Consider the following 23,901-nt stretch of genomic DNA (forward strand, 5'->3'; position numbering starts at 1 on the left):
TCGGGCCCCTTCCCTCGCCTACGCCTCCCCCTCTGGGGGGGGGGGTCCCCCGGGCTATGAGGCCACCACTTGGTCGCTCCCCACACCGAACCCTGGGCCGACGCGGTATACTCCCGCTCTTTTTTCCCGGAGCGACGTCATGTCCCTGCCCAGCCTTCGTCTCAAAGCCAATGCCGACCGCCGCCTGCGCGCCGGCCACCTGTGGGTCTACAGCAATGAAGTCGACGTTGCCGCCACCCCGCTGCAGGGCCTGAAGGCCGGCCAGCAGGCCATCCTCGAAGCCGCCAACGGCAAGCCGCTGGGCGTGGTGGCCATGAGCCCGAACAACCTGATCTGCGCCCGCCTGCTGTCGCGCGACGCCAAGCTGCCGCTGGACAAGTCGCTGCTGGTGCACCGCCTGAACGTGGCCCTGTCGCTGCGCGAGCGGCTGTTCGACAAGCCGTGCTACCGCCTGGTCTACGGCGACTCCGACCTGCTGCCGGGCCTGGTGGTCGACCGTTTCTTCGACATCCTCGTGGTGCAACTGGCCTCGGCCACCATGGAAGCGCACAAGGACGAAGTGATCGCCGCCCTGATCCAGGTGCTCAAGCCCAGCGGCATCCTGTTCAAGAACGACTCCGCCGCCCGTGACGCCGAAGGCCTCGAGCGCTACGTCGACACCGTCTACGGCGAAGTCCCGGACTGGGTCGCCCTGGAAGAGAACGGCGTCAAGTTCGAAGCCCCGGTGCGTGAAGGGCAGAAGACCGGCTGGTTCTACGACCACCGCATGAACCGCGCGCGCCTGGCGCCCTACGTCAAAGGCAAGCGCGTACTCGACCTGTTCAGCTACATCGGTGGCTGGGGCGTGCAGGCCGGCGCATTCGGCGCCAGCGAAGTGTTCTGCGTGGACGCCTCGGGCTTCGCCCTCGACGGCGTCGAGCGCAATGCCGCACTGAACGGCATCAGCGAGAAAGTCACCTGCATCGAAGGCGATGTGTTCGAAGCCCTGCGCGAGCTCAAAGCCGCCGAAGAGCGCTTCGACGTGATCGTTGCCGACCCGCCCGCCTTCATCAAGCGCAAGAAAGACCTGAAGAACGGCGAGGCCGCCTACCGCCGCCTCAACGAACAGGCCATGCGCATGCTCAACAAGGACGGCATCCTGGTCAGCGCCTCGTGCTCGATGCACCTGCCCGAGGACGACCTGAACAACATCCTGCTGACCAGCGCCCGCCACCTGGACCGCAACCTGCAGTTGCTCGAGCGCGGCGGCCAGGGCCCGGACCACCCGGTGCACCCGGCGATCAGCGAGACCCGTTACATCAAGAGCATTACCTGCCGCTTGCTGCCGAACAGCTAAGCACGCTGGCCTGACAGCATGGGGCCCCATGCTGTCAGGCCAGCCCCGGTTACCGCCTGAAGTCCTGCATCAGCTCCTGCCCGTCGATGCTCAAGGTCTTGTAGCGCGGCGTGACCAGCTTCACCGCCCCTTCGCGAATGCCCTTGACCACCCCATCCAGGTTGTCCATGTTGCCGCTCAGACTCCCCACTTCCTGCCATTCCCGGTTTTCCCAGGTGAGCACGAACAGGCGCGATGCATAAGTGTGCCGAGGAATCATCAACACTTCGTTGTGGCCGTCGCCATCCAGGTCGACCGCCCACAGGTAGCAGCCCTTACCGCCGCACTGGCTTTCGGCCAGGGTCGAGTCAGCCAAGGCTTCAGTGCTGGACTGCACCGGCCCCAGCCACTCCAGCTTTGGCCCGCGCTCCTCGGCCACTGCCGGGCGTCGCACTTCCTCCAGCGTCGCCAGCAGTTGCGCGCGCCCTGAAGCATCGAACAACTCATCCGTTTGCAGCCGTTTTTCAAGCTGCTCGAAGGCGTCACGCCCCGGCTGGCCCAGGTCGTGGTACAGGTTTCGCGCATCGAACTCGCTGACCGGCGTACGCCCACTGACCAGGCGCTCGACCTGGTTTTTCGCACTCAGCGCCTGTGGCGCGAGCAACGGCGTATAGAACAGCACCACCAGCGCCGCGCTCAGCAGGGCGATCCACGGGTTGCTCACCCGCAGGCTGCTCAGCCAGCCCTGACGCGACGCCAGCACCGCCCAGGCCGCCGCCAGGCCGTGGGCCTGCATCACCCCCACCAGCAACAGCGCCATGATGCGCGACGGTGTCAGCCCGTACTGATCGATGCGCATCCAGCTGGCGTAAGCCGCCAGGCCCACCAGTACCGGCAGGCACAGCAGGCTGGCGTTTACCAGGCGTTTGAGCGCAACGGGATAGACGCTGCCCTGATGCCCCTCCTGGAACACACCATTGACCAGGAACAGGTTGATGATCGCCAGCATCAGCAACAGGGTCGTCGAATAGCCTGTATCCCACACCGGCTGCAGCCCGGTAAACGGCAGCGTCAGGGTGAACAGCACGGTAATCAGTGCACCGAGCGGCAGCAGGAAGCGGCACAGGGTCAGCAGGATGCCACGCAGCAGGCCGATTACTTTTTCGTTCTCCCGGCCCATGCGCATTCCCAGGGAGAACACCACCGGCAGCACCAGCCAGAGGAACACCGGCGACTCCACCGCCTCCTTCACCTGCGGGATGCCCAGCATGCTGAACAGCAGCGCGCACAGCCACAGCAATTGCCAGAACAGGCCGGTCAGCATCTGCGCCAGGAACAGGATGAACACATTGTTCCAGGCATGCCGGAACAGGTCTTCGTAGCGCAGCCGCAGCCCTTCGCCGGTCGGCCAGGCAAGGATGAACGCGGTGCCGATATAGCCCAGCACCACCGCCGCCAGGCACCAGGTCATCTGCAGCCAGCCGCTGGGCTCGGCGGCGAACACCCAGGCGCTGATCCCGCTGATCAACAAGGTCAGGCCCAGTACCAGCCAGCCCGTACCGCGCTGGCGCACAGCGCTGCCGAGCAACTGCAGGTTGAGACCCGCCACCGCCACAGCGACACAGACCGCGACCGACAGGCCGAAGCCGAGCACTTCACCGCGCCCCAGCACGGCGGCAAGCAATACCAGGCCCTGAAGCAGGCCGATAACAACGTAATACAACAACGAGCGAGCAGGCGCCGGCATGGCAAATCCTTTTGGCCAGAGGGGTATAAAGCGCGCCAGTCTACCGAACCCTGCGCAACCGATGCCAAAGGCTTTAACGTGCGGGCTGGGCCGACTGCCAATTATCACAACGGCATTCCCTCGCAGGCGCGGCGGTGTAGAATCGGGCCTATTCATCGCCAGTCATCCCCGGCGGGTTTATGAGCTCTGGTCGAGCCTGCGGCGATCCCGCGCGGTCTTCGGCCCCCATCCTTGCCAGCGGCAACCGGCCTTCGGCGTATCAGGACAAGAGAAGCTCACTCCCTATTTACGTGATGTGATTTAGCCGCCAGGAGCGCTCCATGCCTGATTACCGTTCCAAGACCTCCACCCACGGCCGCAACATGGCCGGCGCCCGCGCCCTGTGGCGCGCCACCGGGATGAAGGACGACGATTTCAAGAAACCGATCATCGCCATCGCCAACTCGTTCACCCAGTTCGTCCCAGGGCACGTGCACCTGAAGGACCTGGGCCAGCTGGTCGCCCGCGAGATCGAACGCGCCGGTGGCGTGGCCAAAGAGTTCAACACCATCGCTGTCGATGACGGCATCGCCATGGGCCACGACGGCATGCTGTACTCGCTGCCCAGCCGCGAGATCATCGCCGACGCCGTCGAGTACATGGTCAACGCCCACTGCGCCGACGCCATCGTCTGCATCTCCAACTGCGACAAGATCACCCCCGGCATGCTGATGGCCGCCCTGCGCCTGAACATCCCGGTGATCTTCGTCTCCGGCGGCCCGATGGAAGCCGGCAAGACCAAGCTGGCCAGCCACGGCCTGGACCTGGTCGACGCCATGGTCATCGCCGCCGACTCCAGCGCCTCCGACGAGAAAGTCGCCGAGTACGAGCGCAGCGCCTGCCCGACCTGCGGTTCCTGCTCCGGCATGTTTACCGCCAACTCGATGAACTGCCTGACCGAGGCCCTGGGCCTGGCCCTGCCGGGCAACGGCTCGACCCTGGCCACCCACTCGGACCGCGAGCAGCTGTTCCTCACCGCTGGCCGCACCATCGTCGAGCTGTGCAAACGCTACTACGGCGACAACGACACCTCGGTCCTGCCGCGCAGCATCGCCAACTTCAAGGCGTTCGAGAACGCCATGATGCTCGACATCGCCATGGGCGGTTCGACCAACACCATCCTGCACCTGCTGGCCGCGGCCCAGGAAGGCGAGGTGGACTTCGACCTGCGCGACATCGATCGCCTGTCGCGCAAGGTGCCGCAGCTGTGCAAGGTGGCGCCGAACATCCAGAAGTACCACATGGAAGACGTGCACCGCGCCGGCGGCATCTTCAGCATCCTCGGCTCGCTGGCCCGTGGTGGCCTGCTGCACACCGACCTGCCGACCGTGCACAGCGCCAGCATGGAAGAAGCCATCGCCAAGTGGGACATCACCCAGACCGATGACGAAGCCGTGCACACCTTCTTCAAGGCAGGCCCGGCCGGCATCCCGACGCAGACCGCTTTCAGCCAGTCGACCCGTTGGGAAACCCTCGACGACGACCGCGAAAACGGCTGCATCCGCAGCTTCGAGCACGCCTACTCGCAAGAAGGCGGCCTGGCCGTGCTGTACGGCAACATCGCCCTGGACGGCTGCGTGGTGAAGACCGCCGGCGTGGATGAGTCGATCCATGTGTTCGAAGGCAACGCGAAGATCTTCGAAAGCCAGGACAGCGCCGTGCGCGGCATCCTTGCCGACGAAGTGAAGGCCGGTGACATCGTCATCATCCGCTACGAAGGCCCGAAAGGCGGCCCGGGCATGCAAGAGATGCTCTACCCGACCTCGTACCTGAAATCCAAAGGCCTGGGCAAAGCCTGCGCCCTGCTCACCGACGGCCGCTTCTCCGGTGGCACTTCCGGCCTGTCGATCGGCCACGCCTCGCCGGAAGCCGCCGCAGGCGGTGCCATCGGCCTGGTGCGCGACGGCGACAAAGTGCTGATCGACATCCCCAACCGTTCGATCAACCTGCTGGTCAGCGACGAAGAGCTGGCCGCGCGTCGCGTCGAGCAGGACAAGAAAGGCTGGAAGCCGGCCGAAGTACGCCCACGCAAGGTGACCACCGCGCTGAAGGCCTACGCCCTGCTGGCCACCAGTGCCGACAAAGGTGCGGTGCGTAACAAGGCGATGCTTGAAGGGCTGTGAGGCTTTGATGGCATAAAAAAACCGGCGCCTGGTGCGCCGGTTTTTTATGCCTGCTTTGCGCAACACACGCCCCCTGTAGGAGCGGCCTTGTGTCGCGAAAGGGCCGCGCAGCGGCCCCATCAACGCAGATGTCAACGCTGATTTCCTGGGGCCGCTTCGCGGCCCTTTCGCGACACAAGGCCGCTCCTACAGATGAACGCGGCGGCAGTTACTGAATCTGCTCCGGCGTCACGATCACCCAGTTCTTGTCCGCCGTCACCGGCAGCCCCTCCTTGGCCTGGGCCGCCGCATGCTTGGCGATCATGCCGTTCAACTGGTCCATGTACTTGGCCTTGCGGTTGATCCACAGGTGGATGCCGCCCTTGCTCACATCGACGCTGTGGAACTGCATGTAGCCATCGCTGGTCGGCGTGTCGCCACCCACCAGCACCGGCTTCTTCCATTCGTCGATATAAGTCAGGATCGCCGCCTGCTTGCCGGCCATCCAGGTCGCCGGGGTCCACAGGTACGGGGTCAGTTCCAGGCCTTCGTTGGCCTTGGGGTCATAGTGCCCGGCGCTGATCTGCTTGCGCGCGGTGGTCAACTGGCCCGTGGCGCGGTCCTTGAGCAGCAGGCTGACGCCGATCACGTTCTCGGGTTTGACGTTGTAGCCGTACTTGGGATCGGCGGCGACCATGCGCACCAGCTCTTCCGACGCCGCCGAGATCACGTACACCTCGATGCCGTTCTCCATCAGCTTGTTGTACAGCTCGGCCTGGCCGGTGAAGACCTTGGGCGGCTGCACCTCGATGGTCTTGACCTGATCCCCTTCGTAATAGGTGCTGGGGATCGGCTTGCCCGAGGCCATCAACTCGTCGACCTGCTGCTTCAGCTCCTTGAGGGTGAAGCCCGAGAACACCTGGGCCACCCAGGGGTAACAGACCATGTCGTCGATTTCGCACAGGCGGTAGTAGTAGCTGAACAGGCTCTCCTTGTGCTCGGCGGTGTCCTTGAACGGGATCAGCTTGAGCGAGGGGTCGAGCTTGTCGCGGGTCAGCAGGCCCTTGTTCTCCATGTACGGCAACAGCGACTCTTCGAGGTCGAAGCGGTAGCTGGTGTTGTCCATGTCGAACACCGCGTAGTTACCCTTGTTGGCATTGGCGGCGATCATCGCGTCCAGCTTGCTAGCCGCCTCGGCGGGCCAGTGCTTGAGCTCGGTGGCCGCCCAGCTGCTGGCACTGAGCAACAGGGCCAACCCGCCGGCGAGCAGTTTCGGCGCAGACATCATGTGCAGTTCTCCCAAAGACGTGGCCGCTCAACCCTAGACCCGTTTTGTGACACCCGGACGTTCGCGACCGACCCCGACGCAGCCGCAAACGCCATGCGGATTGCCAATAACGACATGGCGTTATTCCATAAACGACTATGTAAATTCCTTTTAGGTATAAATTCGTTTGTTTTCAGGCTGTTAGCATTTCCGTTCGCAATCGCTCATCAGAGGCGATGCCTCTTCTGCTTTTTCTGGAGCTTCAATGAACCTGCCGCTGTCTCTCAACCTGCTGGCGTTCCTGGCCCTGCTGCTGGGCCTGGCGCAAACCCGCCGCACCGACTGGAGCCTGGCCAAGAAAGTACTGCTGGGCCTGGCCCTGGGCGTGGGCTTCGGCCTGGTCCTGCACACGGTCTACGGCGCCGGCCACCCGGTACTGAAAGCCACCATTGCCTGGCTCGACCTGGTCGGCAACGGCTATGTCGGCCTGCTGCAGATGATCGTCATGCCGCTGATCTTCGCCTCGATCCTCAGCGCCGTGGCCCGCCTGCACAATGCTTCGAGCCTGGGGCGCATCAGCGTGCTGAGCATCGGCACCCTGCTGCTGACCACCGCCATCGCCGCGCTGATCGGCATTGTCCTGACCAACCTGTTCGGCCTCAGCGCCGAGGGCCTGGTGGCCGGCGCGCAGGAAAGCGCGCGGCTGCAGGCGATCCACAGTGACTACGCGGGCAAGGTCGCCGACCTCAACATCCCGCAGCTGCTGCTGTCGTTCGTCCCCACCAACCCGGTGGCCGACCTGGCGCGGGCCAAGCCGACCTCGATCATCAGCGTGGTGATCTTCGCCGTGTTTCTGGGCCTGGCCGCCTTGCAACTGATCAAGGACGACAAGGACAAAGGCGAACGCGCGCTGTCGGCCATCGACGTGCTGCAAGCCTGGGTGATGCGCCTGGTGCGCCTGGTGATGAAGCTCACCCCCTATGGCGTGCTGGCGCTGATGACCAAGGTGGTGGCCAGCTCCAACCTCGACGACATCCTCAAGCTGGGCAGCTTCGTGGTGGTGTCGTACATCGGCCTGGGCCTGATGTTCGTGGTGCACGGGGTGATCCTGGCGCTGACCGGCGTCAGCCCGCTGCGCTTCTTCCGCAAAGTGTGGCCGGTACTGACCTTCGCCTTCACCAGCCGCTCCAGCGCCGCCAGCATCCCGCTGAACATCGAGGCGCAAACCCAGCGCCTGGGCGTGCCGCAGTCGATCGCCAGCTTCAGCGCCTCGTTCGGCACCACCATCGGCCAGAACGGCTGCGCCGGCCTGTACCCGGCGATGCTCGCGGTGATGGTCGCCCCGGCGGTGGGCATCGACACCTTCGACCCGCTGTGGATCGCCACCCTGGTGGCCATCGTCACCCTGAGCTCGGCCGGTGTGGCCGGCGTGGGGGGTGGTGCGACCTTCGCCGCGCTGATCGTGCTGCCGGCCATGGGCCTGCCAGTGGAGCTGGTGGCACTGCTGATCTCGGTGGAGCCGCTGATCGACATGGGGCGCACGGCATTGAACGTGAGTGGCTCGATGACCGCCGGCGTGGTCACCAGCCAACTGCTGAAGCAGACCGACCAACAGGTGCTGGGCGGGGATGAGCATGCCGAGCTGAGTCACGGTTGAAATCGTCAGGGCTGCTCTGCAGCCCTACCGCAGGCTGGCGCCAGCTCCCACAAGACTGCTCATGCCTTGGCTTGATGCTTTCCCTGTGGGAGCTGGCGAAGCCTGCGATAGGGGCGCAAAGCGCCCCCAGCAACCTCAAACCTTGTCCCAGACCTCGAAGTGATAGGCCGGCTTGCCTTCCTCAACCTGCGCCTCGCTCGACGCCAGGTTCCACTGCCCCTTGTCAAACTCGGGGAACCACGCATCCCCCTCCGGCGAAAGCTCGACCCGAGTCAGGTACATGCGGCTCACCAGCCCCTTCTCCAGCGCCTGCCCATACAGCTGCGCGCCGCCAATCAGCATCAGCTCGTCGACACCCTGCTGCCGCGCCCACTGTTCGGCACGCTCCAGCGCCTGTTCCAGCGACGCGAACACCTCGGCGCCCGCCAGCTGCAAGCCAGGCTGGCGGCTGACCACGATGTTCAACCGCCCCGGCAACGGCCGGCCCAGCGAATCCCAGGTCTTGCGCCCCATGATGATCGGCTTGCCCAGGGTGGTGGCCTTGAAGTACTTGAAGTCCCCCGGCAGGTGCCAGGGCATGGTGTTGTCGATGCCGATCACACGGTTCTCGGCGAGGGCCGCGATCAGGCTGAGGGGGAGTGAGGTAGTCATGGCGGCGAGGATAGCACCGGGCACGTGGGTTATGCTTGCGCCCTGACCTGTGCAATGGACGAGCTTGTGACTGCACTGACTGAACTGGACAAACACTGGCTCACCGAAGCGGTGCGCCTGCGCGAAGAACACGCCGGCCCCCTGGAGGACCAGGAAGCCAACCGCCGCGCCCGCCAGCAGGGTGGCGACCTGGCCACGCGCATCGCAACCCGCGCCCTGTGGCTGGCCGAGCGCGATCGTATGGCCGAGGCGCTGCGCCACTGGAAGCAAGGCGCCCGCCTGGCCTTGATGGCGTTGATGGTGCTGGCCGTGTTCAGCGGCGCCGGCCTGGGCCTGGCGGCGCTGGGCGACGGCCAGCGCCCGGTGAACGTGTTCTGGGCCCTGGGCAGCCTGCTCGGCCTCAACCTGGTGTTGCTGGCCGGCTGGGCCATCGGCTTTTGCTACGCCGGCGAACAGGGTGCAACGCTGGGCCGCCTGTGGTTGTGGCTGAGCGAACGCCTGGCCCGTGATGCCAAGGCCGCGCAACTGGCCCCGGCGCTGCTGGTACTGTTGCAGCGCCAGCGCCTGAACCGCTGGCTGCTCGGTGCCCTGGTGCATGGCCTGTGGCTGTTGGCGATGCTGGCGGCGCTGGGCATGTTGCTGGCGTTGCTGGCAACCCGGCGCTACGGCTTCGTCTGGGAAACCACGCTGCTCGCCGCCGAACCCTTCATCGCCCTCACCCACGCCCTCGGCGCCCTGCCCTCGTTGCTGGGCTTCGCCGTGCCGGACGAAGCGATGATCCGCGCCAGCGGCGACACCCTGCCGGCCCTCGACCTGGCGCGCCAGGCCTGGGCCAGCTGGCTGCTCGGCGTGGTGCTGGTGTACGGCCTGTTGCCGCGCCTGGTGCTGGCCGCGCTGTGCCTGTGGCGCTGGCGCCAGGGCCGCGAGCGGCTGACCCTGGACCTCAACCTGCCCGGCTACGCGCAGTTGCGTGAAGCGCTGATGCCACGCAGCGAGCGGATCGGCGTACAAGACGCGGCCCCAGAAGCACTCCCGCGGTTCGAGGCCGGGCAACTGGACAGAGGCAGCAGCGGCGCCCTGCTGGTGGGCCTGGAGCTGGACGATCGGCAGCCCTGGCCACCGGCCCTGCCGCAAGGCGTAACCAACGCCGGCGTGCTCGACAGCCGCGAATCGCGCAACAAACTGCTCGAACAGCTCGGCCGCTTCCCCCCGGCGCGCCTGGCCATCGCCTGTGATCCGCGCCGCTCACCGGACCGTGGCAGCCTGGCGCTGCTCGCGGAGCTGGCGCGCAATGCCGGCGCCACGCGCATCTGGCTGCTCCAGCCACAACCCGGCCAGGCGCTGGACGCCGCGCGCCTGGGCGACTGGCACGACGCCCTCGACCGCCTGGGCCTGCCCCACGCCGACACCTCGCCGCTGACCTGGCTGGAGCATGGCCATGACTGAGCCCCTGAAACTGGCCGTGGTCGGCCACACCAACGTCGGCAAGACCTCGCTGCTGCGCACCCTCACCCGCGATGTCGGCTTTGGCGAGGTCTCGCACCGCCCCAGCACCACCCGCCATGTCGAAGGCGCGCGCCTGTCGGTGGACGGCGAGCCGCTGCTGGAGCTGTACGACACCCCCGGCCTGGAAGACGCCATCGCCCTGCTCGACTACCTGGAACGCCTCGAGCGACCGGGCGAGCGGCTGGACGGCCCGGCCCGGCTGGAGCGTTTCCTCCAGGGTAGCGAGGCGCGCCAGCGCTTTGAACAGGAAGCCAAGGTGCTGCGCCAGTTGCTGGCGAGCAACGCCGGGCTGTATGTGATCGATGCCCGCGAACCGGTGCTGGCCAAGTATCGCGACGAGCTTGAGGTGCTGGCCGGTTGCGGCAAGCCACTGCTGCCGGTGCTCAACTTCGTCGCCAGCCACCAGCACCGCGAGCCGGAATGGCGCGAAGCCCTGGCGCGGCTGGGCCTGCACGCGCTGGTGCGGTTTGACAGCGTGGCCCCGCCGGAAGACGGCGAACGGCGCCTCTACGAAAGCCTCGCCCTGTTGCTGGAAGACGCCCGCCCGGCCCTGCAGCGGCTGATCGACGACCAGCAGGCGCAGCGCCTGGCCCGCCAGCACAGCGGCAAACGCCTGATCGCCGAATTGCTGCTCGATTGCGCCGCCTGCCGGCGCAGTGTCGAGCCCGCCGACGAAGCCAATGCCATCGAAGCCCTGCGCCGCGACGTACGCCAGCGTGAGCAGCGCTGTGTCGAGGCGCTGCTCAAGCTCTATGCCTTCCGCCGCGAAGATGCCGATGCCGGTGACCTGCCATTGCTGGATGGCCGCTGGGGCGATGACCTGTTCAACCCGGAAACCTTGAAGTTGCTGGGCGTGCGCCTGGGCAGCGGGGTGGCGGCAGGTGCAGCGGCCGGTGCCGGCGTCGACCTGCTGGTCGGCGGCCTGACCCTCGGCGCCGCGGCGCTGGCCGGGGCCATTGCCGGCGGCGCGCTGCAAACGGCGCGCAACTATGGCGCGCGGTTGATGGGCAAGCTCAAGGGCCAACGGGAATTGACGGTGGATGACACCGTGCTGCGCCTGCTGGCGCTGCGTCAGCAGCAGTTGATGGTGGCGCTGGAGCGCCGCGGGCATGCGGCGCAGGACAGCATTCGCCTGGGCGCACTGGACGAGAAGGCCTGGCGCGAAGGCAAGCTGCCCGAGGCGCTGAGCAAGGCGCGGGCACATCCGCAGTGGTCGACGCTTAATCCGCGGGCCAAGGTGAATCAGCCGGAGCGCCAGGAGCAGCTGGAGGCGTTGGTTTTGCAGATCTGAGTCAGCAGGGCCTCTTCGCGGCTAAATCGCATCGGCGCACCGCCGCTCCCACAGGTTCACTGCTGCTTTTGAGCGCAACGAGATCCTGTGGGAGCGGCGGTGCGCCGATGCGATTTACCCGCGAAGAGGCCGGTGCAGGCCATCAAAGTCTCAGAGCAATGCCAAGGCCTTCTGCTTCAGCACCATCAGGTCCATCACCTCAACCCCGACCTCCTTGGCCAACTCATCCCACTCGCGCATCCGCAGGCTCAGCGCAAACAACGGATCCCCCTCGAACGCATCCGCCTCGGCATCGCTCATCACCCCGCCCTGATACCCCAGTGTGCGCCGGCTGGCCTCGCTCAGCCGGTCGTAATAGCCCGGCTTACGCAGGGTCAGGTAGCGCTTGGCCTCGACGTGGTACTCCACCAGGCGCGCCATGCGCTCGCCGAAGCCGGCACGGCGCAGGTACTCGGCGCCCAGGCGTTCGTGGCTGACCACGCCAAAGCCGCCCATGCTGGCTTCGCCTTCACCCAGCAAGTGGCCGATGTCGTGGAAGAAAGCCGCCAGCACCACTTCGTCGTCGTAACCTTCGGCCATGGCGAGTTGGGCAGCCTGGGACATGTGTTCGAGCTGGGTGATGGCTTCGCCGATGTAGTCGGCGCTGCCGTGGTGTTGGTAGAGGGTGAAGATCTGGTCGATCGAAGGCATCAAGCTTTGCTCCGGCTGAATTCAACGCTGCCTGTCATGACGCATTCGCGGGTAAACCCGCTCCCACAGGGGTCGCGCTTTACCTGTGGGAGCGGGTTCACCCGCGAAGAGGCCCCACCAGACTTACTGCTGGGCGACCTTCTCCGACTTGCCGTCATAGCGCTTGCGCCATTCGCTGAGGATCTCGTCGCGGTTCTTCGAGGCCCAGGCGAAGTCGTTCTTGATCAGGCGCTGCTCGTAGTCCGCCGGCAACTCGGTCTGGGGCTTGGCGATGCCCGGTGCGGCAAGCACGGCGAAGTTCTCTTTGTATAGCTCCATCGCCGCAGGGCTGGCGGAAAAATCTGCCAGGCGCCGGGCCGCATCGGCCTTCGGCGAGCCCTTGATCACGGCGGTGGCCTCGATCTCCCAGCCCAGGCCTTCCTTCGGCAGCACGATGTCCAGAGGCGCGCCCTGGCGCTTGAGCTGCACGGCCGGGTACTCGAACGAGATGCCGATCGGGAACTCGCCGGCGGCGGCCAGCTTGCACGGTTTAGAGCCGGAATGAACGTACTGGCCGATGTTCTGGTGCAGGGCGTCCATGTAGGCCCAGCCCTGGGGCTCGCCGAAGGTCTGCAGCCAGGCGCTTACATCCAGGAAGCCGGTGCCGGACGAGGCCGGGTTGGGCATGACGATCTTGCCCTTGTACTCGGGCTTGGTCAGGTCCTGCCAGCTCAGCGGCTTGCTCAGGCCCTGCTTCTCGGCTTCAACCGTGTTGAAGCAGATGGTCGCGGCCCACACGTCCATGCCGACCCAGGCCGGCGGGTTGGCGGCGTCGCGGTAATTCGGCGAGATCTTGCCCAGGTCCTTGGGCGCATAGGCATCGAGCATGCCGTTCTGGTCAAGGATGGCCAGGCTGGAGGCCGCCAGGCCCCACACCGCGTCGGCCTGCGGGCGGTCTTTTTCGGCCAGCAGCTTGGCGGTGATGATGCCGGTGGAGTCACGCACCCACTTGATCTCGATGTCCGGGTTGGCCTTCTCGAAGGCCTGCTTGTAGCTCTTGAGCTGCTCGGCCTCAAGGGCCGTGTAGACGGTCAGCTGGGTAGCGGCAGCCGAGGCCTGCAGGCTGAACACGGCGGATACGGCAGCGGCAAGTGCGAGGGGCTTGAACATGGTGCGGTTCCTATCGTTGTGGGCAGTCGATCAATGGCCGGGGGCGCGTTGGCGCCAGGCCTGGGAGCGGCGCAGCAGGCCGCGTGAAGCAGCGGCCAGCAGCAGCGAGGCGGCGGCGCTGGTGAGCAGGATCAGGGTGGACATGGCGGCGGCGCCGCCGACGTTGCCGGCGTCATCCATGTTCAGCACGGCGACGGCAGCGAGGATGGTGTCGGGGCTGTAGAGGAAGATCGCCGCCGACACGGTGGTCATGCCCGAGACGAACAGGTAGCGAATGATGTCCAGCAGCGCCGGCAGGCAGATCGGTACGGTGACGCGCATGAAGTGCTTGTACAGCGGCGCCTTGAGCGACAGCGCGGCGGCTTCGAACTCACCGTCGAGCTGGCGCAGGGCGGTGGTGGCGGTCATCTGCGCGGTGGTCAGGTAGTGGGCGATGGTGCACACCACCAGCAGCGCCATGCTGCCGTAGAACACATGCAGCGGGTTGCCGTTGAGGTTGAAGAAGAACACGTAGCCCAGGCCGAGTACCAGGCCGGGCACGGCCATGGGGATGAAGCTGAGCAGACGCAGGGCCTGGTTGAGCAGGCGTTGGCCTTGGGTCTTCTCCATCAGGTAGGCGCCGCTGAAGATGATCACGCTGCCGATCAGCGCGGTGCACAGGGCCATGGTCACGCTGTTGCGGTAGGCCAGCCAGCCGCCGCCGGCGGTGTCGTCGAACTGGTAGTGGTTCAGCGACAGCGACAAGTTGTAGGGCCAGAACTTGACCAGCGACGAATACACCGCCATGCCGATCACCGCCAGCAACGCCGCGCACACCACCAGCACCAGGGCCAGGAAGCAGGCATCGCGCAGCCTGGAAGGCTTGGGCTCGAACACCTGGGCGCGGCCGCTCATGGCGTCGCCCTGGCGGCGGCGCAACCAGGCATCGACGGCAAAGCTGAGCAAGGCCGGCACCAGCAGCACCATGCCGATCAGCGCGCCACGGCCGAACTGTTGCTGGCCGACCACCGCCTTGTAGGCTTCCAGCGCCAGCACCTGATAGTCGCCACCGACCACCACAGGCACGCCGAAGTCGGTGATGGTCAGGGTGAACACCAGGCAGAACGCGGCGAATACCGCCTGGCGGGTGGCCGGCCAGGTGATGCTGAAGAAGGCCCGGGCGGGCCCGGCACCCATGCTCGACGCCGCATCGAACAGCCGGGCATCGGCCAGCGACAGCGCCGACAGCAGGATCATCAGGGCATGGGGGAAGGTGTAGATGGCCTCGCCGAGGACGATGCCCCAGAAGCCGTAGATGTTGTCGCTGAGCAGCCCGCGCAGCAGGCCCTGGTTGCCGAACAGATACACCAGGGCGATGGCCGGCAGCATCGACGGCGCCAGCAGCGGCAGCAAGGAAATGCCGCGCCACAGGCCCTTGGCCGGGATCAGCGTGCGTTGCAGGGCATAAGCGAACAGGTAGGCCAGCGGCACGACGATGGCCGCGACGGTGAAGGCCACCGACAGGCTGTTGCCGAGCAGCCAGTGGAAGTTGGCGCTGGCGAACAGCTCGCGGGCCGCCACCAGGCCACCGCCCTGGCCTGCATCGGCACTGAAGCCTTTCCAGAAGATCGCCAGCAACGGCATCAGCACCGCCAGCACCAGCAGGATCAGCAGCAGGCTCTTGCCACCAACGACGAACAGCCGGTCACCGAAGGCGACGCCACTGCGCGGCGCGGCCTTGGCGCTGTTCAGGGGCAGGGTCATGGGCGCGGCCATCTCAGGCAAACACCTGCAGGCTCTGCGGTGGCAGGGCCACCCAGATGTCCTGCGAGCCCAGGCGCGGCATGGCTTCTGGGGCAAGCTCGGCGAGCAGGGCATGGCCCGGCAGGGCCTTGAGCTCGAAGCTCATGCGGCAGCGGTTGCCGAGGAAAGTGATCTCGCGGACCTTGGCCGGGAACAGGTTTTCCTCGTGCACCACCGGGTTCACGGTGATCGCCTCGGGGCGGCAGAACAAACGGCCGCTGCTGGCACGGCCGGCGTTGGCCGCCAGGCGCATGTTCATGCTGCCGACCTGGGCATGGCTGTCGCTGCTGCGCTGGAACGGCAGCCAGTTGCCCTGGCCGACGAACTCGGCGACGAACGGCGTGGCCGGCTGGTCGTAGATTTCCTGCGGGGTGGCGTACTGCTCGACCTTGCCGTTGTTCATCACGGCGATGCGGTCGGCCATCAGCATGGCCTCGTCCTGGTTGTGGGTCACCATCAGGGTGGTGATGCCCAGTTGGCGCTGCAGCTGGCGCAGCTCGGTGCACAGGTGCTCGCGAACCCGGGCGTCGAGTGCCGACATCGGCTCGTCGAGCAACAGCAGCGATGGCTTGGGGGCCAGGGCGCGGGCCAGGGCCACGCGTTGCTGCTGGCCGCCGGAAAGCTGGCCGGGGTATTTCTTTTCGCTGCCCGACAGGCCGACCAGTTCGAGCATTTCGCTGACACGCTGGCGCACCTGGTCACGGCTGCTGGCGGTCAGGCCGTAGGCGATGTTGGCTTCGACGGTAAGGTTGGGGAACAGCGCGTAGGACTGGAACAGGATGCCGTAGTCACGGGCCTGGGGCGGCAGCTCGGAGATGTCGCGATCGCCGATGTACAGGGTGCCGCGGTCCTGGCGTTCCAGGCCGGCGATGCAGCGCAGCAGGGTGGTCTTGCCGCAGCCCGAGGGGCCGAGCAGGCACACTAGCTCGCCAGCGGCGATGTCCAGGGACACGTCGTTGAGCGCGGTGAAGGCACCGAAGCGTTTGTGGATGCCGCGCACTTTCATCTGTGCGCCCGGGGTGACGTGGTTCATGGCGAGTCCTCATCGAAGCGATGGGGGCCATGCTAGGCAGGCTGTGCGAAGGTTCTGTGGCGTTGGGGCAAAAGCCGGTGATAGTGGTATAGGCAGATTTTGTAGTGGCTTTGGGGGCCTCTTCGCGGGTAAACCCGCTCCCACTGGTAATGCACAGTATTCAGAACCTGTGCTGTACCTGTGGGAGCGGGTTCACCCGCGAAGAGGCCTGCGCTTATCTAGAATTGCGAACCCACCACTTCCTGCGCCACCCCCAGGAGCGCCGCCGGCAACCGCGCCTGACGGCGCTCCTTCAGGCAATACAGGTACTCATGCATCACCGGCGCATCGTCCAGCGCCAGCACCCGCAGCTCGGGGTTATGCGGCACTTCATGGCGGGCAATGATGCTGATGCCGATATTGCGCAACACCGCCTCACGGATCGACTCACGGCTGCCGATCTCCAGCAGCGCCCCGGCCTTCACCCCGGCGTCCTGCAGCATCTGCTCGGTGAGCTTGCGGGTGGTAGAGCCCTTCTCGCGCATCAACAGGCAGTGCCCGGCCACCGCGTCGATCGACACCGCCTGGCGCTGTGCCAAGGGATGGTTGCGGTGTACCGCCAGTACCAGCGGGTCGGTGCCCAGCACCCGGCGCACCAGGCGTGCGTCTTCAAGCAGTTGCGACGAGGCGGCGATATCCACCCGGTAGTCCTCGAGCATTTCCAGCACCTGCTGCGAGTTGCCGATCTCCACCGCCACTTCTACCTGGGGCAGGCGCTCGCGGAAGATCTTCACAAGGTCGAGGATGTAGTACGGCGCGGTGGCGGCAATGCGCAGGCTGCCCTGGGCCTGGCCGCTGTTGCGCAATTCGAACTCAATGTCGGCTTCCTGTTGCAACAGCGCCTTAACCATCGGCAGCAGGCGCACGCCCTCCTCGCTCAGCACCAGGCGCCGGCCGCCACGGTAGAACAGCTCGACGTTGTACTGGCTTTCGAGGTTGCGGATCTGCGTGGTCACCGTGGGCTGGCTGAGCCCGAGCTTCTTCGCCGCCAAGGTGATGCTGCCCAGTCGGGCCACCATGTAGAAGGCTTTGAGCTCGGCACTCAGCATCGCGGTAGACCGCAGCTACAAGCGGCAAGCTGCAAGCGGCAAGAGAAAGTCGGCTCGCGTCGTTTCATGGATCTCGATTCCACCTCGTTCAGCTTGAAGCTTGCCGCTTGAAGCTTGCAGCTGTTACTTGCGCAGCAGGCGCAGGCCGTTGAACACCACCAGCAAACTCACGCCCATGTCGGCGAACACTGCCATCCACATGGTGGCCATGCCGGCAAAAGTGATTGCCAGGAATATCGCCTTGATCCCCAGGGCCAGCACGATGTTCTGGGTGAGGATCGCCGCACTTTGGCGCGACAGCCTGACGAACGCCGGGATTTTGCGCAAGTCATCGTCCATCAGCGCCACGTCGGCGGTCTCGATGGCGGTGTCGGTACCGGCGGCGGCCATGGCGAAACCGATCTCGGCGCGAGCCAGGGCCGGCGCGTCGTTGATGCCGTCACCGACCATGCCGACCCGGTGGCCCTCGGCGTACAGGCGCTCGATGGTGGCAAGCTTGTCCGCCGGCAGCAGGTTGCCCTCGGCCCGGTCGATCCCCACCTGGGCAGCGATAGCCTGGGCAGTGTGAGGATTGTCGCCGGTCAGCATGACCGTCTTGATACCGAGTTCATGCAGTTCGGCGATGGCCTGGCGGCTGCTGTCCTTGACCGTGTCGGCCACGGCGAAGAGTGCCAGCGGGCCACTGCGGTCGAGCAGCAGCACCACGGTCTTGCCCTGGCGCTCCAGCTGATCGAGCTCGGCTTCGAGCTGTGGCGAGCACAGGCCCAGCTCCTCGACCAGGCGATGGTTGCCCAAGTGGTAGGTTTCACCCCCGATGTCGCCGCGCACGCCACGTCCGGCCAAGGCGGCGAACTCGGTGACTTCGCTCAGTGCCAGGCCTTGCCCCTTGGCGAAGAGCGCGATGGCGCCCGACACCGGGTGGTCGGAACGGTCGGCGAGGCTTGCCGCCAGCGCCTGGGCGCGGCCTTCGAACAACGGGTCGAGCACCTTGCTGTCGGTTTGCACCGGCTTGCCGTGGGTGATGGTGCCGGTCTTGTCCAGGGCCAGGAAGTCCAGCTTGCGCCCACCCTCCAGGTACACGCCGCCCTTGATCAGGATGCCCTTGCGCGCGGCAGCGGCAAGGCCGCTGACAATGGTCACCGGGGTGGAGATCACCAGGGCGCACGGGCAGGCCACCACCAACAGCACCAGGGCGCGGTAGATCCAGTCGAACCAGGCGCCGGCCATGAACAGCGGCGGGATGATCGCCACGGCCAGGGCTACGGCGAACACCACCGGGGTGTAGATGCGCGAGAACTGGTCGACGAAGCGCTGGGTCGGCGCACGGGCGCCCTGGGCCTCTTCGACCGCCTTGATGATGCGTGCCAGGGTCGACTGGCCAGCGCCCGCGGTGACGCGATACTCCAGCGAACCGGCCTGGTTGATGGTGCCGGCGAACAGCTTGTCGCCCAGTGCTTTCTCTACCGGCAGGCTTTCGCCGGTGATCGGTGCCTGATCGACGCTGGATTGCCCACTGACAACCTCGCCGTCCAGGCCGATTCGCTCACCCGGGCGTACCCGCACCAGGGCGCCCAGCGTCACCTCGCGCACCTCGACTTCGCGCCACTGCCCGTCAGCCTGCTGCACGGTCGCCATGTCCGGCGCCAGTTGCATCAGGCCACCGATCGCGTTGCGCGCACGGTCCAGCGAGCGGGCCTCGATCAGCTCGGCGATGGTGAACAGCACCATCACCATGGCCGCTTCCGGCCACTGACCGATCAGCACGGCACCGGTCACGGCGATGCTCATCAGCGCGTTGATGTTGAGGTTGCGGTTCTTCAGGGCGATCCAGCCCTTCTTGTAGGTGCCCAGGCCGCAGCCGAGGATGGCGGCCAGGGCCAATGCCGCGACCACCCACTCTGGGGCAAGGGCGGAGAAATGCACGATTTCAGCGGCGATGGCCGCCACACCCGACAGCGCCAGCGGCCACCAGCGGGTCTTGGCGGCAGGTGCGGCACTGGCCTCGTCTTCACCGCTCAGCGGCTCGGCCTGCATGCCCAGGCTGTCGATGGCGCGCTCGATCTCGGCGGTGCCGTCAAGGGTGTGGCGTACTCCCAGCACGCGGTTGATCAGGTTGAATTCCAGCTGTTCGATGCCGGCCATCTTGCCCAGCTTGTCCTGGATCAGGGTCTGCTCGGTCGGGCAGTCCATGGCCTGAATGCGGAAACGGCTGAGCTGCGCCCCGGCGCTGGCCTTTTCGGTCAGTTGCACCAGGGCCGGCGCGGCGCTGGTGCCGCAGCAGCTGTGGGCATGGGTGTCGTGGCGATGGCCTTGGTCGCCATGCGCGTGGTCATGGGCGTGGCCGTGGTCATGCTTGTGTTCGGGGCTGACAGGCTGGTTCATGGAATCATCCTTAACTGAGCACTGGCCTCTGCAGTTATCCACAGAGCGGGTTGTTGCCAAGTGAACACCCTGTAGCCACTATAGGGTCAAGCCCTCTGCAGGAGATTTGCCATGAAGATCGGAGAACTGGCCAAGGCTACTGATTGCGCCGTGGAGACCATCCGCTACTACGAGCGCGAGCAACTGCTGCCCGAGCCCGCCCGCACCGATGGCAACTACCGGCTGTACACCCAGGCCCACGTGGAGCGGCTGACGTTCATCCGCAACTGCCGCACCTTGGACATGACCCTCGACGAGATCCGCAGCCTGCTGCGCCTGCGCGACAGCCCGGAAGGCTCGTGCGGCAGCGTCAATGCGCTGATCGACGAGCATATCGAGCATGTGCAGGCGAGGATCGACGGGTTGCTGGCGCTGCAGGCGCAGCTGGTGGATCTGAGGCAGCAGTGCAATGCGCAGGGGGCTGAGTGCGCGATCTTGCAGCAGTTGGAGACCAATGGGGCGGTGTCGGTGCCGGAGGTGGAGCATTCCCATGTGGGGCGTAGCCACGGGCATTGAAGCCTAAAAGCATCGCGGGGCAAGCCCGCTCCCACGCAGGCTATGAGCAGACTGCGTGGGAGCGGGCTTGCCCCGCGATTGCGTCAGATCAGACCGCCATCGGCGCCGTCATCGGCGCATGGTGCTCGTACCCTTCCAGCCAGAAATCACTCGGTTCGATCTTCTCCAGCCACTCCGGCTCGTACTTGCCGGTCTCGGCAAACGCCGGCACGCGGTCACTGATCACCAGCTTCGGCGCCGCCAGCGGCTCGCGCTTCATCTGCTCGTTGAGCATGTCCAGGTGGTTCTCGTACACATGGGCATCGCCGATGAAGTAGGTGAACCAGCGCGGGGTGTAGCCGGTCAGGCGGCCGAACAGCGACAGCAGCGCGGCGCCTTCGGTGAGGTTGAACGGCGTGCCCAGGCCCAGGTCGTTGGAGCGGATGTAGAGGGTCAGGGAGATTTCCTTGGTCTCGACATTCGGGTGGAACTGGTACAGCAGGTGGCACGGCGGCAGGGCCATCTCGTCGAGCTGGGCGCAGTTCCAGCCGTGGAACAGGATGCGGCGGCTGCCCGGGTCGTTGGCGATGGTGTCCAGGCACTGGCGCACCTGGTCGATGGCCTTGTACAGGATGACGAACGCCTGGCCGTCTTCCTCGTTCTGGGCGATCTGGCGGAAACCGGCCTTCTCGGCCATCGCGATGGCGGCCGGGTTGCTCAGCGCGATGCGCTTGTAGCCCGGCCACTGGCGCCATTGCACGCCGTAGATTTCGCCAAGGTCGTCATGGCCCAGGCGGAACGGGTTGGCCAGCCACTGGGCGTTTTCGTTGGCGTTCTGGTCCCAGACCTTGCAGCCCAGTTCGCGGAACTCGCCGGCGTTCTTCACGCCACGCAGAAAGCCCACCATCTCACCGATCGCCGACTTGAATGCCAGCTTGCGCGTGGTGATGGCCGGGAAGCCTTTTTGCAGGTCGAAACGCAGCATGGCGCCCGGCAGGCTGATGGTGCGGGTGCCGGTGCGGTTTTCCTGCAGCGTGCCGTTGTCGATGACGTCACGGACCAGGTCCAGATACTGTTTCATGGCTTACCTGTAGCGAGCACGGCAGGGGGATCGCCCCTGCCGTGGAGGTTTCAGTGGGCGGGTGTCGCCGTGGGCTTGCGATTATAAGCCCACCAGATCAGGCCGAGGCCAGCCAGGATCATCGGCACGCAGAGAATCTGACCCATGGTCAGCCAGCCCCAGGCGATGTAACCCAGCTGGGCGTCCGGCACGCGGACGAATTCGACGATGAAGCGGAAGATGCCGTAGAACAGCGCGAACATGCCGGACACCGCCATGGTCGGGCGCGGCTTGCGCGAGAACGCCCAGAGGATGACGAACAGCGCCACACCTTCCAGGGCGAACTGGTACAGCTGCGACGGATGACGCGGCAGTTGCGCCGGGTCGCTGAACGGCGGGAAGACCATGGCCCACGGCACGTCGGTGGCCTTGCCCCACAGTTCGGCGTTGATGAAGTTGCCGATGCGCCCGGCGCCCAGGCCGATCGGCACCAGCGGGGCGACGAAGTCCATCAGCTCGAAGAACGACTTGTTGTTGCGCTTGCCGAACCACAGCGCCGCCAGCATCACGCCGATGAAGCCGCCGTGGAACGACATGCCGCCCTTCCACACTTCGAAGATCAGCGTTGGGTTGGCCAGGTACTGGTGCAGGTCGTAGAACAGCACGTAGCCCAGGCGCCCACCGACGATCACCCCCATCGACAGCCAGAACACCAGGTCGGACAGCTTCTCGCGGGACCAGGTAGGGTCGAAACGGTTGAGCCGGCGCGAGGCCAGCAGCCAGGCGCCGCCGATGCCGATCAGGTACATCAGGCCGTACCAGTGGATTTTCAGCGGCCCGAGGGCCACGGCCACGGGATCTATCTGCGGGTAAGGCAGCATGGATTTTCCTCTTGGTTCAAATCAGAAAACTTAAGCCGACGCAGAACAGCAGCGCGGCGAACAGGCGCTTGAGCAGGCGCGGCGACAGCCTGTGCGCCAGGCGCGCGCCAAAGCGGGCAAAGAACATGCTGGTTACGGCGATGCCGACCAGCGCCGGCAAATACACATAACCCACACTGTGGGCCGGCAGGTGCTCCTCGTGCCAGCCAAGCCACATGAAGCTCAGGGCACTGGCCAGGGCAATCGGCAAGCCGCAGGCCGACGAGGTGGCCACGGCCTTCTGCATGGGCAGGCTGCGCCAGGTCAGGAACGGCACGGTCAGCGAACCACCGCCGATGCCGAAGATCGCCGAGGCCCAGCCGATCACGCCGCCGGCGCCGATCAGCCCAGGCTTGCCGGGGATGCCACGGCTGGCCTTGGGCTTGAGGTCCAGGGCCATCTGCACGGCGATCACCAGGGCGAACACGCCGATGATCTTCTGCAACATCGGGCCCTGGATCAGCGAGGCAGTCTTGGCCCCCACCAGCGCACCGAGCAGGATGCCCACGGCCATCCAGGTGAAGATCGGCCATTGCACCGCGCCTTTGCGCTGGTGCTCGAGCACGGCATTGATCGAGGTGAAGACGATGGTGGCCAGCGAGGTACCAACCGCCAGGTGGGTGAGGACCGCAGAGTCGAAGCCCTGCAAGGTGAAGCTGAACACCAGCACCGGCACGATGATGATGCCGCCCCCCACGCCGAACAGCCCGGCCAGCACGCCGGCACAGGCACCCAACAGCAGATAGAGTACGAATTCCATTCGTGGCCCCTGTGGAAAACAATCCGGCATGGTAACGGAAGCCAAGCCCGGCGCTCTAGTGAAGTCTGTGTCAGGTGATGGATCAGCTCCCCCGGCGCGGGTAGAGTGGCCGAAAACACAGGGGACAACCTATGTGCCTGATCGTATTCGCCTGGCGGCCGGGTACCGCCCGGCCGCTGATCGTCGCGGCCAACCGTGACGAGTTCCATGCCCGCCCGACCCAGGCCCTGGCGGCCTGGGCGGATGCGCCGGGGGTGTACGCCGGGCGCGACCTGGAGGCCGGCGGCACCTGGCTTGGCGTAGGGCCGCAGGGGCGCTTCGCCGCGCTGACCAATATCCGCGACCCGCGCCAGGCGCTGGGGCCACGCTCGCGGGGCGAGCTGGTGGCGGCGTTTCTGCAGGGCGAACTGGGGGTAGAGGCGTATCTGGATCAGGTCGCCAGCCGCAGCGGGCAGTACTCCGGGTTCAACCTGCTGGTCGGGGATGCCGGGCAGCTGGGCTACCTGCATGCCCGGGAAGCGGCGCCGCGCTTGCTGGAGCCGGGGGTCTACGGGCTGTCGAATGCCGGGCTGGACACCCCGTGGCCCAAGCTGGTCAAGGCGCGCAGCGGCCTTCAGCAGTTGCTTGAATCAGCTGAACCGGAACAACTGATGAGTTTGCTGGCCGACGGTGAGCCGGCTGCGGACAGCGAACTGCCGGAAACCGGGGTGGGGCTGGCCACCGAGCGGCTGCTGTCGAGCGTGTTCATCGCCAGCCAGAACTACGGGACGCGGGCGAGTACGGTGCTGATTGTGGACGACCAGGGGCGGCGGCGCATGGTGGAGCGCAGTTTCGGGCCGTTTGGGGGGCATCTGGGGGAGGTGAGCCTGGAGGTCTGAGCCAGCCCTCATCGCGGGGCAAGCCCGCTCCCACGCAGGCTACGTGGAAG

General features: G+C 66.0%; 19 protein-coding genes. 7 read left to right on the plus strand and 12 right to left on the minus strand.

Annotated elements, in window-relative coordinates; translation table 11 throughout:
- Window positions 1-139: 139 nt before the first annotated feature.
- Window positions 140-1,336, plus strand: a complete 1,197-nt coding sequence (locus ABE459_RS21800) for a class I SAM-dependent rRNA methyltransferase (RefSeq protein ID WP_110992134.1) — start codon at window positions 140-142, stop codon at window positions 1,334-1,336.
- Window positions 1,337-1,385: 49 nt separating this feature from the next.
- Here the strand turns inward: ABE459_RS21800 and ABE459_RS21805 are convergent, their stop codons facing one another.
- Complete coding sequence (locus ABE459_RS21805; protein WP_346648134.1) at window positions 1,386-3,062, minus strand: DUF4153 domain-containing protein; 1,677 nt, start codon at window positions 3,060-3,062, stop codon at window positions 1,386-1,388.
- 320 nt (window positions 3,063-3,382) lie between these two features.
- Here ABE459_RS21805 and ilvD point away from each other — a divergent pair, with 320 nt between their 5' ends.
- Window positions 3,383-5,224, plus strand: a complete 1,842-nt coding sequence (gene ilvD, locus ABE459_RS21810) for a dihydroxy-acid dehydratase (protein WP_110992132.1) — start codon at window positions 3,383-3,385, stop codon at window positions 5,222-5,224.
- A gap of 208 nt (window positions 5,225-5,432) precedes the next feature.
- On the opposite strand, the gene ABE459_RS21815 is transcribed toward ilvD, so the two are convergent.
- Window positions 5,433-6,488: a haloacid dehalogenase-like hydrolase gene (locus tag ABE459_RS21815; protein WP_258706657.1), complete on the minus strand. Its 1,056-nt coding sequence runs from the start codon at window positions 6,486-6,488 to the stop codon at window positions 5,433-5,435.
- A gap of 247 nt (window positions 6,489-6,735) precedes the next feature.
- Here ABE459_RS21815 and ABE459_RS21820 point away from each other — a divergent pair, with 247 nt between their 5' ends.
- Window positions 6,736-8,127, plus strand: coding sequence for an L-cystine transporter (locus tag ABE459_RS21820; RefSeq protein ID WP_323831614.1), 1,392 nt, complete (start codon window positions 6,736-6,738; stop codon window positions 8,125-8,127).
- 135 nt (window positions 8,128-8,262) lie between these two features.
- Here ABE459_RS21820 and ABE459_RS21825 read toward each other — a convergent pair whose 3' ends face one another.
- Window positions 8,263-8,778: a dihydrofolate reductase gene (locus ABE459_RS21825; RefSeq protein WP_323831616.1), complete on the minus strand. Its 516-nt coding sequence runs from the start codon at window positions 8,776-8,778 to the stop codon at window positions 8,263-8,265.
- A 54-nt stretch (window positions 8,779-8,832) separates the two neighbouring features.
- On the opposite strand from ABE459_RS21825, the gene ABE459_RS21830 reads away from it, so the two are divergent.
- Together ABE459_RS21830 and ABE459_RS21835 are read left to right on the plus strand one after the other, a co-directional pair.
- The gene (locus tag ABE459_RS21830; protein ID WP_323831618.1) at window positions 8,833-10,224 is read left to right on the plus strand and encodes a DUF2868 domain-containing protein; all 1,392 of its coding nucleotides are present in this window, start codon (window positions 8,833-8,835) and stop codon (window positions 10,222-10,224) included.
- Window positions 10,217-11,575: a GTPase/DUF3482 domain-containing protein gene (locus ABE459_RS21835; RefSeq protein ID WP_323831620.1), complete on the plus strand. Its 1,359-nt coding sequence runs from the start codon at window positions 10,217-10,219 to the stop codon at window positions 11,573-11,575. Before ABE459_RS21830 ends, ABE459_RS21835 begins: the two co-directional genes overlap by 8 nt.
- Window positions 11,576-11,725: 150 nt before the next feature.
- On the opposite strand, the gene ABE459_RS21840 is transcribed toward ABE459_RS21835, so the two are convergent.
- The 6 genes from ABE459_RS21840 to ABE459_RS21865 form a co-directional block, all read right to left on the minus strand.
- Window positions 11,726-12,265 (minus strand): phosphonate degradation HD-domain oxygenase, encoded by a 540-nt coding sequence (locus ABE459_RS21840; protein WP_258705313.1) that lies wholly within the window; start codon window positions 12,263-12,265, stop codon window positions 11,726-11,728.
- 123 nt (window positions 12,266-12,388) lie between these two features.
- Window positions 12,389-13,414, minus strand: a complete 1,026-nt coding sequence (locus tag ABE459_RS21845) for a putative 2-aminoethylphosphonate ABC transporter substrate-binding protein (protein WP_110992123.1) — start codon at window positions 13,412-13,414, stop codon at window positions 12,389-12,391.
- Between the two features lie 30 nt (window positions 13,415-13,444).
- Window positions 13,445-15,169 carry a putative 2-aminoethylphosphonate ABC transporter permease subunit gene (locus ABE459_RS21850; RefSeq protein WP_125465957.1) on the minus strand — a complete coding sequence of 575 codons (1,725 nt, stop codon included), beginning with the start codon at window positions 15,167-15,169 and terminating at the stop codon, window positions 13,445-13,447.
- A 1-nt stretch (window position 15,170) separates the two neighbouring features.
- Window positions 15,171-16,229, minus strand: coding sequence for a putative 2-aminoethylphosphonate ABC transporter ATP-binding protein (locus ABE459_RS21855; RefSeq protein WP_258705316.1), 1,059 nt, complete (start codon window positions 16,227-16,229; stop codon window positions 15,171-15,173).
- A gap of 218 nt (window positions 16,230-16,447) precedes the next feature.
- Entirely contained in the window at window positions 16,448-17,317 is an 870-nt protein-coding gene (locus ABE459_RS21860) for a LysR family transcriptional regulator (protein WP_323831622.1), read from the minus strand.
- Window positions 17,318-17,440: 123 nt separating this feature from the next.
- A complete protein-coding gene (locus ABE459_RS21865) occupies window positions 17,441-19,699 on the minus strand; it encodes a heavy metal translocating P-type ATPase (protein ID WP_323831624.1) in 2,259 nt (752 codons plus the stop codon).
- A 111-nt stretch (window positions 19,700-19,810) separates the two neighbouring features.
- Between ABE459_RS21865 and cadR the strand changes: the two genes are divergently transcribed.
- Window positions 19,811-20,254 (plus strand): cadmium resistance transcriptional regulator CadR, encoded by a 444-nt coding sequence (cadR, locus tag ABE459_RS21870; RefSeq protein WP_323831626.1) that lies wholly within the window; start codon window positions 19,811-19,813, stop codon window positions 20,252-20,254.
- An 88-nt stretch (window positions 20,255-20,342) separates the two neighbouring features.
- Here the strand turns inward: cadR and ABE459_RS21875 are convergent, their stop codons facing one another.
- From ABE459_RS21875 to ABE459_RS21885, 3 genes are read right to left on the minus strand one after another with little or no spacing between them, the layout of a single operon-like run.
- On the minus strand, window positions 20,343-21,314 hold the full coding sequence (locus tag ABE459_RS21875; RefSeq protein ID WP_323831628.1) for a thymidylate synthase: 972 nt from the start codon (window positions 21,312-21,314) through the stop codon (window positions 20,343-20,345).
- A 50-nt stretch (window positions 21,315-21,364) separates the two neighbouring features.
- Window positions 21,365-22,174 carry a prolipoprotein diacylglyceryl transferase gene (lgt, locus tag ABE459_RS21880; RefSeq protein WP_125465962.1) on the minus strand — a complete coding sequence of 270 codons (810 nt, stop codon included), beginning with the start codon at window positions 22,172-22,174 and terminating at the stop codon, window positions 21,365-21,367.
- A 16-nt stretch (window positions 22,175-22,190) separates the two neighbouring features.
- The gene (locus ABE459_RS21885) at window positions 22,191-22,973 is read right to left on the minus strand and encodes a sulfite exporter TauE/SafE family protein (RefSeq protein ID WP_258705319.1); all 783 of its coding nucleotides are present in this window, start codon (window positions 22,971-22,973) and stop codon (window positions 22,191-22,193) included.
- Between the two features lie 131 nt (window positions 22,974-23,104).
- Between ABE459_RS21885 and ABE459_RS21890 the strand changes: the two genes are divergently transcribed.
- A complete protein-coding gene (locus tag ABE459_RS21890) occupies window positions 23,105-23,851 on the plus strand; it encodes an NRDE family protein (RefSeq protein WP_323831630.1) in 747 nt (248 codons plus the stop codon).
- Window positions 23,852-23,901: the final 50 nt, after the last annotated feature.

The organism is Pseudomonas sp. TWI923, assembly GCF_039673365.1.
Classification (GTDB): Bacteria; Pseudomonadota; Gammaproteobacteria; order Pseudomonadales; family Pseudomonadaceae; genus Aquipseudomonas; species Aquipseudomonas sichuanensis.